Origin of the sequence: Sphingomonas sp. SFZ2018-12 (assembly GCF_022496715.1) — a bacterium.
Taxonomy (GTDB): Bacteria; Pseudomonadota; Alphaproteobacteria; order Sphingomonadales; family Sphingomonadaceae; genus Sphingomonas.
This window is the reverse complement of record NZ_WTFM01000003.1, coordinates 108,501-121,420: the sequence shown is the minus strand read 5'-3', so window position 1 is coordinate 121,420 and position 12,920 is coordinate 108,501. Positions and strand designations below refer to the sequence as shown.

General features: G+C 67.2%; 13 protein-coding genes. 12 read left to right on the top strand and 1 reads right to left on the bottom strand.

What is annotated here, in order from left to right:
* The first annotated feature begins 6 nt into the window (after window positions 1-6).
* The 8 genes from GO308_RS14010 (at window position 7) to coaD (ending at window position 8,308) form a co-directional block, all read left to right on the top strand.
* On the top strand, window positions 7-204 hold the full coding sequence (locus tag GO308_RS14010; RefSeq protein WP_066477712.1) for a DUF1192 domain-containing protein: 198 nt from the start codon (window positions 7-9) through the stop codon (window positions 202-204).
* A 131-nt stretch (window positions 205-335) separates the two neighbouring features.
* Window positions 336-2,660, top strand: a complete 2,325-nt coding sequence (gene clpA / locus GO308_RS14005) for an ATP-dependent Clp protease ATP-binding subunit ClpA (RefSeq protein ID WP_066477704.1) — start codon at window positions 336-338, stop codon at window positions 2,658-2,660.
* A gap of 150 nt (window positions 2,661-2,810) precedes the next feature.
* Entirely contained in the window at window positions 2,811-4,511 is a 1,701-nt protein-coding gene (locus GO308_RS14000) for a diguanylate cyclase (protein WP_240885882.1), read from the top strand.
* Between the two features lie 59 nt (window positions 4,512-4,570).
* Window positions 4,571-4,768, top strand: coding sequence for a hypothetical protein (locus GO308_RS13995; RefSeq protein WP_066477694.1), 198 nt, complete (start codon window positions 4,571-4,573; stop codon window positions 4,766-4,768).
* Between the two features lie 94 nt (window positions 4,769-4,862).
* Window positions 4,863-6,569, top strand: a complete 1,707-nt coding sequence (locus GO308_RS13990) for an AMP-binding protein (protein WP_240885881.1) — start codon at window positions 4,863-4,865, stop codon at window positions 6,567-6,569.
* Between the two features lie 57 nt (window positions 6,570-6,626).
* Window positions 6,627-6,872: an exodeoxyribonuclease VII small subunit gene (locus tag GO308_RS13985; RefSeq protein WP_066672658.1), complete on the top strand. Its 246-nt coding sequence runs from the start codon at window positions 6,627-6,629 to the stop codon at window positions 6,870-6,872.
* Between the two features lie 8 nt (window positions 6,873-6,880).
* Window positions 6,881-7,780, top strand: a complete 900-nt coding sequence (locus GO308_RS13980) for a polyprenyl synthetase family protein (protein WP_066477686.1) — start codon at window positions 6,881-6,883, stop codon at window positions 7,778-7,780.
* An 18-nt stretch (window positions 7,781-7,798) separates the two neighbouring features.
* A complete protein-coding gene (gene coaD / locus GO308_RS13975; protein WP_066477683.1) occupies window positions 7,799-8,308 on the top strand; it encodes a pantetheine-phosphate adenylyltransferase in 510 nt (169 codons plus the stop codon).
* A gap of 66 nt (window positions 8,309-8,374) precedes the next feature.
* Here the strand turns inward: coaD and GO308_RS13970 are convergent, their stop codons facing one another.
* Window positions 8,375-9,013, bottom strand: a complete 639-nt coding sequence (locus tag GO308_RS13970) for a M35 family metallo-endopeptidase (RefSeq protein WP_066672656.1) — start codon at window positions 9,011-9,013, stop codon at window positions 8,375-8,377.
* 165 nt (window positions 9,014-9,178) lie between these two features.
* Here GO308_RS13970 and GO308_RS13965 point away from each other — a divergent pair, with 165 nt between their 5' ends.
* The 4 genes from GO308_RS13965 (at window position 9,179) to tgt (ending at window position 12,916) form a co-directional block, all read left to right on the top strand.
* Complete coding sequence (locus GO308_RS13965; RefSeq protein ID WP_240885880.1) at window positions 9,179-9,835, top strand: peptidylprolyl isomerase; 657 nt, start codon at window positions 9,179-9,181, stop codon at window positions 9,833-9,835.
* Window positions 9,836-9,878: 43 nt separating this feature from the next.
* Entirely contained in the window at window positions 9,879-10,922 is a 1,044-nt protein-coding gene (gene queA / locus GO308_RS13960; RefSeq protein WP_240885879.1) for a tRNA preQ1(34) S-adenosylmethionine ribosyltransferase-isomerase QueA, read from the top strand.
* A gap of 5 nt (window positions 10,923-10,927) precedes the next feature.
* Complete coding sequence (locus GO308_RS13955) at window positions 10,928-11,446, top strand: EF-hand domain-containing protein (protein WP_240885878.1); 519 nt, start codon at window positions 10,928-10,930, stop codon at window positions 11,444-11,446.
* Window positions 11,447-11,773: 327 nt separating this feature from the next.
* Window positions 11,774-12,916 carry a tRNA guanosine(34) transglycosylase Tgt gene (tgt, locus tag GO308_RS13950; RefSeq protein WP_240885948.1) on the top strand — a complete coding sequence of 381 codons (1,143 nt, stop codon included), beginning with the start codon at window positions 11,774-11,776 and terminating at the stop codon, window positions 12,914-12,916.
* Window positions 12,917-12,920: the final 4 nt, after the last annotated feature.

The following is a 12,920-nucleotide window of genomic DNA, read 5'->3' as shown; positions in this document are numbered from 1 at the left end:
GTGCCGATGGACGCCGAAGAGATTCTCGGGCGGAGTCCGGGTGACCCGCTGACGGCCCTGATCCGGCAGGACCTCGACCCCTTTTCGGTCGAAGAGCTTGCGGCGCGCATCGCGCTGCTCGAGGGCGAGATCGCCCGCGTCCGAGCGCGGATGGCGTTCGCGTCGCAACACCGCGCCAGCGCCGACGCGCTGTTCAAGCGATGACGCGCCTGGCGAACGGGTGGACGGTTAGTGCGGCAATCGCCGCGTGCAAGTGCTTGATGCGGGGCAGAACGCTTCCGACATTGCCATCAAGGATCGCGCCCAAGCCGCGATCCGACTGGAGTATGACGTAAATGCCTTCCTTTGCATCCGCGCTTGAAACCACCCTCCATCGCGCGCTCGAGGCCGCGTCGTCGCGGCGGCACGAATATGCGACGCTGGAACACCTGCTGCTCGCGCTGATCGACGACGAGCACGCGTCGAAGGTGATGAGCGCGTGCGGGGTCGACCTGTCCGAGCTCAAGACCGTGGTGGCGCGCTACCTCGACACCGAGCTTGAGGCGCTGAAGGTCGAGAACGCGACCGACCCTTCGCCGACCAGCGGCTTTCAGCGCGTCGTCCAGCGCGCCATCCTGCACGTCCAGTCGTCCGGCCGCGACGAGGTGACCGGCGGCAACGTGCTCGTCGCGCTGTTCAGCGAGCGCGAGAGCTATGCGGTCTACTTCCTGCAGCAGCAGGACATGAGCCGGCTGGATGCGGTGAGCTATATCAGCCACGGCGTCGGCAAGGGCGGGACCCCGTCCGAAAGCCGCGAGGTCAAGGGCGCGGCCGAAGAGGAAAAGCCGCAGAAACAGGACGCCAAGGGCGGCAAGAACGAGAGCGCGCTCAAGCAGTTCTGCGTCGACCTGAACGAGAAGGCGAAGAACGGCAAGGTCGACCCGCTGATCGGTCGCGGGCCGGAGGTGGACCGCACCGTCCAGATCCTGTGCCGCCGCAGCAAGAACAACCCGCTCTATGTGGGCGATCCCGGCGTCGGCAAGACCGCGATCGCCGAAGGACTGGCGCGCAAGATCATCGAGGGCGACGTGCCCGAAGTGCTGCTGCCCGCGGTCATCTATTCGCTCGACATGGGCGCGCTGCTCGCCGGCACGCGGTATCGCGGCGATTTCGAGGAGCGGCTGAAGCAGGTGGTGTCGGAGCTGGAAAAGCTGCCGCACGCGATCCTGTTCATCGATGAGATCCACACCGTCATCGGCGCGGGCGCGACGAGCGGCGGGGCGATGGATGCGTCGAACCTGCTCAAGCCCGCTTTGTCGGGCGGCACGATCCGCTGCATCGGCTCCACGACCTACAAGGAGTTCCGCAACCACTTCGAAAAGGATCGCGCGCTGCTGCGCCGGTTCCAGAAGATCGATGTGAACGAACCGTCGGTCGAGGACACGATCAAGATCCTGACCGGGCTGCGCACCGCGTTCGAGGGGCATCACAGCGTCAAATACACCCCCGACGCGATCAAATCGGCGGTGGAATTGTCGGCGCGCTACATCAACGACCGCAAGCTGCCCGACAAGGCGATCGACGTGATCGACGAGGTCGGCGCGATGCAGATGCTGGTGCCGCCCAACAAGCGCAAGAAGACGATCACCCCCAAGGAGATCGAGCAGGTTATCGCGACGATGGCGCGCATCCCGCCCAAGACGGTGTCGACCGACGACACCAAGGTGCTGGCCAATCTGCAGACCGACCTGAAGCGCGTCGTGTTCGGCCAGGACAAGGCGATCGAGGTGCTGTCGAGCGCGATCAAGCTGAGCCGCGCGGGGCTGCGCGATCCCGACAAGCCGATCGGCAATTACCTGTTCAGCGGGCCCACCGGGGTCGGCAAGACCGAAGTCGCGCGCCAGCTCGCCGAAATCCTGGGCATTCCGCTCCAGCGGTTCGACATGAGCGAATATATGGAGCGGCATTCGGTCAGCCGGCTGATCGGCGCGCCGCCCGGCTATGTCGGCTATGACCAGGGTGGCTTGCTGACCGATGCGGTCGACCAGAATCCGCATTCGGTGCTGCTGCTCGACGAGATCGAGAAAGCGCATCCCGACCTGTTCAACATCCTGTTGCAGGTCATGGACAACGGCAAGCTGACCGACCACCACGGCAAGACGGTCGATTTCAGGAACACAATCCTGATCATGACCACCAATGCCGGCGCGTCGGACATGGCGCGCGAATCGATCGGCTTCGGCGAAATCGCGCGCGAGGATGTGCAGGAAGAGGCGGTGAAAAAGCTCTTCACCCCCGAATTCCGCAACCGCCTCGATGCGATCGTGCCGTTCGGCTATCTGCCGCCCGAAGTCGTGGCGCGGGTGGTGGAGAAGTTCATCCTCCAGCTCGAGCTGCAGCTGGCCGATCGCGGCGTTCATATCCGCCTTGATGAGGAAGCCAAGTCGTGGCTGACCGCGCGCGGCTATGACAAGCTGTACGGCGCCCGCCCGATGGGCCGACTGATCCAGGAAAAGGTCAAGCAGCCGCTCGCCGAAGAGCTGCTGTTCGGCAAGCTGGTCCATGGCGGCGAGGTCAACGTGAAGCTCAAGGACAATGAGCTGATGTTCGAGATCGTGCCTGCTCCCCCGAAGAAGCCGCGCCGCAAGGGCGGCAAGGCCGAGAAGGTCGGGGTGAAGTAACGCCCAGACGGCGTCCGGCCGGGACCGGGCCGGACGCACCGCCAAACGCCGCCACGGCGGGCCACGACGGCCGTGGCGCAACGCACCGTTTCGGGTGTTTTGTTTCAGGCGTTTACCTTCCTTTCGCAACCGTGCCGCTATGCCACGGGCATGGTCCGCCATCTCCATCGCTGGCTGCTGGCATGCGCGCTGGCGTTGCTCGTCGCCGCGACGCTTGCGGTGACCCCGGCACAAGCGACCCACAGCGACGAACGGGTCGCGATCTGTGTGCGTCCCGACCCGGCCGGCCTGTCGCTCGCGCGCGTCCTGGCCGAGGCAGAGTCACTCGGCTGCACGGGTGCGCAGACGCGATATGGCCAGGGCGACTTCTGGGCCGTTTCCCGCCCCCTCCACATCCATTCCAACGATCATACGCCCCGTGCGGTCCGGATCGCGAGCCTGTGGCAGGAGGCCGTGACGCTGCACATCGTCTATGCCGACGGCGTGGTGCGTCGCGAGCGGCTGGACCAGCACAACATCTCGCGCAACCTTCAGCTCGGCGCGGTGATCGAATTCGCCCTGCCGCCGCGCGACGTCGCGATCAGCCGGCTGGCGTGGCGCGTCGAGCAGTCCGCCAACCGGCGCGGCGTCCTGCTCGGCGCCCATATCATCACCGCGCGCGAGAGCGTGGTCGACAACCTGACCATGGCGGGCGTCTATTTCAGCTTCATGGGCCTGGCGGCGGCCCTGCTCATCTATAATCTGAGCATGTGGTGGGCACTGCGCCACGGTTTCCAGCTGATCTATTGCGCGATGGTCGGCGGGCTGCTGCTCTACGCATTCACCGCGTCCGGCCTGCTTGCCTGGGCATGGCCCGACATCGCAAACAACACGCGGCTGAAGCTCAACTACCTGCTGCTCAGCTGGTCGGCCGGCGCGGGGCTGATGTTCATGCGCGCCTATTTCGAGCAAAACGTCTTTGGCGGCTGGCTGGGCCGGGTGACGCTGATCGTCGCCGCGCAGCTTGTGCTGGCGGCGGCGTTCTTCGCGTTGTTCGCCGAACAATTGCTGCCTGTCGCCGACCTGGTCTACACGATCAGCTTCACGCCGGTCGCGCTGCTGATCCCGACGATCCTGATCGTCGCCTGGTATCGGCGCAGCCAATATGTGTTCCTCTACGCTACCGCCTGGCTGGCACCGCTGATCAGCGCGTTCACGCGGATCGCCTCGTCGCTGAATCTCCTCCCCTGGAATTTCTGGGTCGACAATTCGACGATCATCGCGATGGCGGTCGAGGCGCTGCTGTCGAGCGTCGCGATCGCGTATCGCATCCGGCTGCTGACCCTCGAACGCGACGTGGCGCGCGAGCAGGAGACGCTCGCGCGGCGGCTGGCCGACATCGATCCGCTGACCGGGCTGCTCAACCGTCGCGCCTTCCTGGCCAAGGCGATCGGGCGTGCCGACCCCGCGCAGCTGATCCTGATCGACATCGACCATTTCAAGCGCGTCAACGAAACGCTGGGGCATGACGGTGGCGACGAGGTGCTGCGTGTGCTGGCCCGCACGCTGCGCAAGGTGACCCCCGAAAACGGCTTGATCGTCCGGCTGGGCGGCGAGGAGTTCGGCATCCTGGTCGACCAGGCCGCTGCCCCCACGACCGGCGATATCCTGTCGGAAATCCGGGCGGCGCGCATGCCGTTCGACCTGCGGGTCACCGCCAGCATCGGCACCAGCCACGGCCCGCTGCGCGACGAAACCGACTGGAAGCGACTGTACCGTTCGGCTGATCGCGCGCTGTTCGACGCCAAGGCGGCGGGGCGCGACCGTGCCCGCGAAGGCGCACGCGCGGGCATCGGTCCGATTGCCGCCTGAGCTTGCAGAGCCGGTCGATTTTACGTATTGGGGCGGGGGAAAAGCGAGGGCGGATCGTGATGAAGTCGCGAAAGGGTGTGATGGCTGCACTGGCGCTGCTGGCGCTGGTCCTGCTTGTCCGTCCGCCGAGCGCGGATATCCGCATCCTCACCCATGACTCAGAGGATCGCTCGCCGCATCGCGTGCATGCCGCAGTCGACATGGGCGTGATGGCGTTGTCGCTGCTCGTCACCTGGACAGCCGCGCAGCCGCGCTGATCGCGCGGCGCGGGACAGGCGTGCGTACACCGTAAGGGGCGGTTTCACGCGATCGCGGTTGCGCGCGACGGGCAGGCTGCTTACACCCTTGTCAATGCGCGACCCTGAAACGATCTGGCGATCGGACTATCTCCACCCCGGCCCCTGGGACCAGACCATCGAACCCGTTTCGATGGTGGCATTGTTCGACGAGACCGCCCGCCGTCACCCCGCGCGGCCGCTGATCGATTTCATGGGCCGGCGCTACAGCTATGCCGAGACGCTGGACGGCGCGAACCGGATCGCGGCGGGGCTGTCGCGGCTGGGCTACGGGGCGGGCGACCGGATCGGGCTGTTCCTGCCCAACGTGCCGCATTATGTCGCGGCCTATTACGGCATCCTCAAGCTGGGTGGCGTGGTCGTCAACTTCTCGCCGCTCTACACGGTCGACGAGCTCGCCCATCAGGTCGAGGATTCGGGCACGCGCCTGTTGTTCACCCTGTCCGCCAGCGCGCTGCTGCCCACCGCGCTGAAGGTGCTCGACAAGAGCAGCCTGGAGCGGCTGGTGGTCGGGTCGATCGCCGGGGCGCTGCCGACCACCAAGTCGATCCTGTATCGCATGTTCCGCGGCAAGGAAGTGACGCCGCGCCCCGCCGGTGACAGGCGCGTCACCGCCTTTTCGGGGTTGATCGCCAATGACGGGCGCTTCGACGCGCCGGCGATCGATCCCGATCGCGACCTGGCGCTGATCCAGTATACCGGCGGGACGACGGGCACGCCGAAGGGCGCGATGCTCACCCACCAGAACCTGTCCGCCAATGCCCGCCAGGTGGCGCGGCTCGACCCCGACCCGGGCCAGGTCGACCGCGTGCTGGGCGTGCTGCCGATGTTCCACGTCTTCGCCAACACCTGCGTGCTCAACCGAACGGTCGTGACGGGCGGCGAGATCGTGATGCTGCCGCGCTTCGACGCTGCGCAGGCGCTGGCGGCGCTCCAACGCACGCGCGCCACCGCCTTGCCCGGCGTGCCGACGATGTATCGGGCGCTGCTCGATCATCCCAAGCTGAAGGACACCGATTTTTCGTCGTTGCGCTTCTGCATTTCCGGCGGCGCGCCGCTGCCCGCGGAATTGAAGACGCGGTTCGAGGCGACGATCGGATCGCGGCTGGTCGAGGGCTATGGCCTGTCCGAAAGTTCGGGCGTGGTGTCGTGCAATCCCTATGGCGCGCTCAACAAGCCCGGCACGATCGGCCAGCCCATCATCGCGACGCGGGTGCGGCTGGTCGACAAGGAAGATCCCGGCAAGCCCGCGCCGCCCGGCGAACCCGGCGAGATCATCGTCGCGGGGCCGCAGATCATGCGGGGCTACTGGAACCGCCCAGATGCCGATGCCGACGTGTTCGTCGACGATCCCGACACCGGCGTGCCGGGCCGCCACTGGCTGCGTACCGGCGATGTCGGCGTGATCGACGAGGATGGCTTCATCCGCATCGTCGACCGGCTGAAGGACATGATCGCGGTCGGCGGGTTCAAGGTGTTCCCCAGCCAGATCGAGGCGATCCTGTATCATCATCCGGCGGTCAGGGAGACGCTGGTGATCGGCGTGCCCGATGCCTATCGCGGCGAAGTGCCCCGCGCCTATGTCACGCTGCACGACGGCGCGGCCGAGACCGGCGCGGTACTGCGCGAATGGCTGAACCCGCAACTGGGCAAGCACGAGCGCGTCGACCAGGTGGTTGTCCGCCTGGGCTTGCCCAAGACGATGATCGGAAAGCTCAGCCGCAAGGACCTGATCAAGGAAGTGGAGGCCGAGGGCTGGTGAGCTTTTCGCCCGCGCCGCGGCTTGACCCTGGTCGTTCCGCTGCCGCATAGCGTGCCCATGGTGCAAGAACCCGGCATTGCCGAACTGTCTTTCGAAGACGCCCTCAAGGAACTGGAGCGGATCGTTACCCGGCTGGAAAGCGGCGACGCCCAGCTGCAGGAGGCGATCGACCTGTACGAACGCGGCGACCAGCTGCGCCGCCAATGCGCGGCACGGCTGGATGCGGCGCAGGCGCGGATCGAATCCGTCCGCACCGACGCCGAGGGGCGGGCGGTCGGCACCCAGCCATTCGCGGCAGGTTGAACCGGAAGATGGGGGCAATTCCGGCACCGCTTGGACCTGCGCTGCGTGAAATCTCGGCCGAGATGGATCGCCAGTTCGACCGGCTGCTGCCGGTGCCGAGCGACCCGCGCAAGCGCCTGTACGAAGCCATGCGCCACGCCACGATCGGCGGGGGCAAGCGGCTGCGCCCGCTGCTCGTGTTCGCGACCGCGCGCCTGTTCGGGGTCGACCGCAACTGCACCGCGCGCGTCGCCACCGCGATCGAGTGCATCCATGTCTATTCGCTCGTCCACGACGACCTGCCGGCGATGGACAATGACGACATGCGCCGCGGCAAGCCGACCGTGCACAAGGCCTTCGACGAGGCAACCGCGATCCTGGCCGGCGACTGCCTGCACGCGCTGGCGTTCGAGCTGCTCGCCGACGAGGCGACCCACCCCGACCCGTTCGTCCGCGCCGAGCTGGTCGCCGACGTGGCGCGCGCGGCGGGACCGGCAGGCATGGGCGGCGGCCAGATGATGGACCTGGAGGCCGAGCGGGCGAGTTTCGACCTGCCGACGGTCACGCGGCTGCAGGCGATGAAGACGGGCGCGCTGATCGCGTGTTCGGTGGAGGCCGGCGCGATCCTGGGCCGCGTGCCGCCCGAGGGGCGCACGGGGCTGCGCGGCTATGCGCGCGACGTCGGGCTGGCGTTCCAGATCGCCGACGACCTGCTCGACGCGGAGGGCGACGAGGAGATGGCGGGCAAGAAGCTGCGCAAGGACGACGGGGCGGGGAAGGAAACGTTCCTGTCGCTGCTGGGCGTCGACCGCGCGCGCGAACAGGCACGCATCCTGGTCGACCAGGCGGTCAGCCACCTGCACAGCTATGGGCAGGAGGCGGACCTGTTGCGCGCGATCGCCCGGTTCACGCTGGAACGCGATCGCTAACCCCGGGGGGCGACCACCATGACCATCCGAACCGGCGTCTATCCCGGCACGTTCGATCCGATCACGCTCGGCCACATGGACATCATCCGGCGCGGCGCGAAGCTGGTCGACCGGCTGGTGATCGGCGTGACCACCAATCCGTCCAAGTCGCCGATGTTCACGGTCGACGAGCGCATGGAAATGGTGAAGCGCGAGGTTGCGGGCATCGAAGGCGAGATTCATGTCGTCAGCTTCGACTCGCTGCTGATGCATTTTGCCGAGCGCGAGGGCGCGCGTGTCATCGTGCGCGGGCTGCGCGCGGTCGCCGATTTCGAATATGAATATCAGATGGCGGGCATGAACCAGCAGCTGAACAGCGGGATCGAGACCGTGTTCCTGATGGCCGACGTGTCGCTGCAGCCGATCGCGTCGCGACTGGTCAAGGAAATCGCGATCTACGGCGGCAATATCGGCAAGTTCGTCACCCCCGCGGTCAAGGCCGACATGGTCGCCCGCGTCGAACGGATCGGTCGCAAGGGCAGCGACTGAGGGCGATCGACGCACCGCGCCGCGTCGCGCGCGGGACCAGGCCGGGGCCGGTCCCGCGCACCGGGGTCAGGCGAACAGCAAGTCCATGTTCAGGTCCGGTTCGGCCTCCGCCTGCTTGGGAAGGACCTCGTCATATTCGGCCATGACATAGTAGCCGTAGCTGTCGGCATTCTTGATCGTGAGATTGGGATATTGTTCGGCGAGCCGCCGGCAACGGTCATATTCGTAGCATTCCTTGCTGTCCCAGGGACAGTCGACGTCGTCGGTATTGCCGACCAGATGCGAAATCTCGTGCACGATCGTCAGCGCCGCCGTGCGCGCATCGGTGCCCGATTTGTAGAAGGCGTCGTCGATCTTCATCGTGAATTCGCCGCTGTCCAGCATCTGCTTGACGTTCTTTTCCGACCAGCCGCTCGCCGGGCGCTGCGCCGCCGCATAGGTCCCCGGCCGCCCGACGCTGCGATTATAGCGGATGAACGAGGTGCCCATGGCGTAGTGGATCATGTTCAGCACTTTCCACGCCTGGTCCAGGCGCGTGGCGTCCATCGCGCCGAAAAATGCGGTATAGGCCTTGGTCGGCGTGCGCGTGGAGCGAATGGCCGACATGCGGGTATAGGCGACGGCGGTCGCCTTGCCGGCAAGGGTGATCGCATTCTGAACCTTGACGTTATGGCTTACCGTGAAGCCGGACAGCAAAAATCCCATCGCTTTCCCTCCCAATGAGCGGCCGCGCGCCCCGTGGCCGGAAGCGACAAGCTATCATTCCGGACCGGTCGTTCCCAGCCTCTTCCCGATGCTCGACGCATGCCATTTGCGCCGATGTTGATTTGCTCTAAGCGCAGGAGCGGTTGAGACTGTGGTGGTGATGCAATGCGTTTCTGGATGATCCTGTTTTCGTTGCTGATCGGACTCTTCGCGCCCGTCGCGCATGCCCAGTTGATCGAGGTACCCGGTCGCGCGACGCCGCCGGCGACCACCGACACCGACAATCTGTGGCTGCTCGACCTGTCGACCGGCGGCCGGGTGACGATCTGGCTGCGTCCTGATGTCGCGCCCAAGCATGTCGAGCGGATCAAGACGCTGACGCGCCAGGGCTTTTACAACGGGCTGCCCTTTCACCGGGTGATCGACGGGTTCATGGCGCAGGGTGGCGACCCCAAGGGCGACGGCACCGGCGGCTCCGAGCTCCCTGACCTGGAGAAGGAGTTCAATTACCTGCCGCATGTGCGCGGGGCGGTGTCGGCGGCGCGCGCGCAGGACGAGAACAGCGCGAACAGCCAGTTCTTCATCATGTTCCAGCCGCGCCTGGGGCTCGACAAGAATTATACCGTGTTCGGCCGTGTCCTCGACGGCATCGAGTTCGTCGACGCCATCCCGCGCGGCGAGCCGCCGGCCGAGCCGGCGCGCATCCTGAAGGCGTATATCGCATCGGACAATCCGCCGCCCTATCAGGCCGCGGCCCCGGCGGCGCCCGTGCTGCCGGCGGGCGAGACGCCGGTCACGCTGCCGGGCGCCAAGCCCAACTGAGCCCCGGCGCGAACCCCCGCCCGCCGACCGCGCGCCCGCCGCGATGAACATCGACCTGTTCGATTTCGAGTTGCCCGCCGACCGCATCGCGCTGCGCCCCGCGGAGCCGCGCGATGCGGCGCGGATGCTGGTGCTCGACGGCGACGCCATCCGCGACGCGGGCGTGCGCGACCTGCCCGACCTGCTCGCACCGGGCGATGTGCTGGTGTTCAACGACACCCGCGTCATTCCGGCGCAGCTGGAGGGACTGCGCGGGACCGCGCGGATCGGCGCGACGCTGCACAAGCGCGAAGGACCGCGCCGCTGGCGCGCCTTTGTCCGCAACGGCAAGCGGCTGCGCGAGGGCGACGAAATCCGCTTCGGCGCGGACGGCAGCGTGCGCGCGACCGCGAGCGACCGGGGCGAAGACGGCAGCTGGGCGCTGACCTTTGCCGGCGATGCGCCGGTCGAGCTGCTGCTCGCCCGGGTCGGCACGATGCCGCTGCCCCCCTATATCGCGTCGAAGCGTGCGATCGACGAACGCGACGCGCAGGATTACCAGACGATGTTCGCGCGCGAGGCAGGCGCGGTCGCCGCGCCGACAGCGTCGCTGCACTTCACCCCCGAGCTGATCGCGCGGATCGACGCCGCCGGGATCGCGCGCGAGACGCTGACGCTGCACGTCGGCGCGGGCACCTTTCTGCCGGTCAAGGTCGAGGACACCGACGATCATGTCATGCATGCCGAATGGGGGCGGATCGACGCCGCGACCGCCGAACGGCTCAACCGCGTGCGCGCAAATGGCGGCCGGCTGATCGCGGTCGGCACCACCGTGCTGCGCCTCATTGAAAGCGCGGCCGATGCCGACGGCACGATCCGCCCGTTCGAGGGCGACACGTCGATCTTCATCACGCCCGGCTATCGGTTTCGCGGCATCGACGGGCTGATGACCAATTTTCACCTGCCCAGATCGACCCTGTTCATGCTGGTGTCAGCATGGATGGGGCTGGATCGGATGCAGGCGGCCTATGCGCATGCGATCGCGTCGGGCTATCGCTTCTACAGCTATGGCGACTCCAGCCTGTTGCTGCCGTCGGGGAAGGGCTGAGGATTATGCTGCGCCAGATGTGGATTGCCGTCGTCGCGCTGGTGCCGCTCGCGGGCGTCGAGGCGCAGCAGCGGCGAGTGCCCGACGTGCCGGCGATCGCCGATCCGCGTGCCCTTGGCGATCGCCCGGCAATGGCGACGGTCGTGGTCGAGCCGGTCGGCATGCTGATCGCGACCTTTGACCAGGACGGGGACGCCGTGGTCACGCCCGACGAGCTCGACACGGGCGTGGGCGCAACCTTCACCGCCAGTGCGCGCGGGGCGGGCGACATCGGCTATATCCAGTTCGCCGACTGGGCGGAGCGGTGGCTGGGCGATCGCACCGCGTTGCCCGGCCCGTTCGAGGTCGATCGCGATCAGGACAACCGCATCACCCTGGCCGAGCTGCAGGGGCGGATGCGCGAAATCTATGCCCGCATCGATGCCGACAAGGACCAGCGCGTGACGCGCAAGGAACTGCTGACGATCCGCAGCGCCGCGGGGCCGCTGTTCGATCCGGGCGAGCGGCGTCGCCGGCGGAGATAGGGGGGCAGCCGGACGATCGAGGTGCCGGACCTTGATCACCCCGGGGTCTGGCTTCTAATTACCCTTCACCGTCACCCCGGCCTCGTGCCGGGGTCCACGGTGCCGCTTCGGGCTTGCCGGGCCATTGAGGTGGTACGCGCCAGTGAGCGCGTGTCGTACGCCTGGGCGGGGAATTGCGCCTGTTTCACGGTGGACCCCGGCACGAGGCCGGGGTGACGAGGGTATAAAGTTGGCGGGCGAGGGCGGTCGTGTTCGCGGTGGCAGGCGGACCATATCGCCGCCAGCCCATCGACAGCGGCTGCGAAGCGCGGCATGAGCGCACGCCACATGACGCGGTTCGATTTTTCCATTCATGCCACCGACGGCAAGGCGCGCACCGGGCGCATCACCATGCGCCGGGGGGAGATCCGCACGCCCGCCTTCATGCCGGTCGGCACCGCGGCAACGGTCAAGGCGGTGAAGCCCGCCGATGTGCGCGCGGCGGGGGCGGACATCATCCTGGGCAATACCTATCACCTGATGCTGCGCCCCGGCGCGGAGCGGGTCGCGCGGCTGGGCGGGCTGCACCGCTTCATGGGCTGGGACCGGCCGATCCTGACAGACAGCGGCGGCTATCAGGTGATGAGCCTGTCCGACCTCACGACCCGCAACGAAGAGGGCGTGGCGTTCAAGAGCCATCTCGACGGGTCGCGCCATCTGCTCACGCCGGAACGGTCGATGGAGATTCAGCGCCTGCTGGGCTCCGACATCGTGATGGCGTTCGACGAACTGGTGCCGACCACCGCGACGCGCGAGGAACAGGCGGCGGCGATGGCGCGGTCGATGCGCTGGGCGAAGCGGTCGCGCACCGGGTTCGACGCGGGCGGTGCCCATGCCGAGGGCGCGGCGCTTTTCGGCATCCAGCAGGGCGCGCTCGACGAGGCACTGCGTCGCGAATCGGCCGATGCGCTGCTCGACATCGGCTTTGACGGCTATGCGGTCGGCGGGCTGGCGGTGGGCGAGGGACAGGACGCGATGTTCGGCGTGCTCGATTATGCGCCGGGCCAGCTCGACCCCGCAAAGCCCCGCTATCTGATGGGGGTCGGCAAGCCAGACGACATCGTCGGCGCGGTCGAACGCGGCATCGACATGTTCGATTGCGTGCTGCCGACGCGGTCGGGGCGCACCGGCCAGGCGTTCACCCGCGACGGGCCGATCAACATCAAGAATGCGCGTTTTGCGGAGGATCAGGAACCGATCGCCCCCGAATGCGCTTGCCCTGTATGCGCGACGTGGACGCGCGCCTATCTGCATCATCTGGTGCGGTCGGGCGAGATACTGGGCGCGATGCTGATGACCGAGCATAATCTGTGGTTCTATCAGACGCTGATGCAGGACCTGCGCGATGCAATCGCCGCGCAGCAATTATCCGGTTTCGCCAGCGCGTTTCGCGCGCGATATGGTCAGGCCAGCGCGCGCGCCGCGGGCTGAGTGC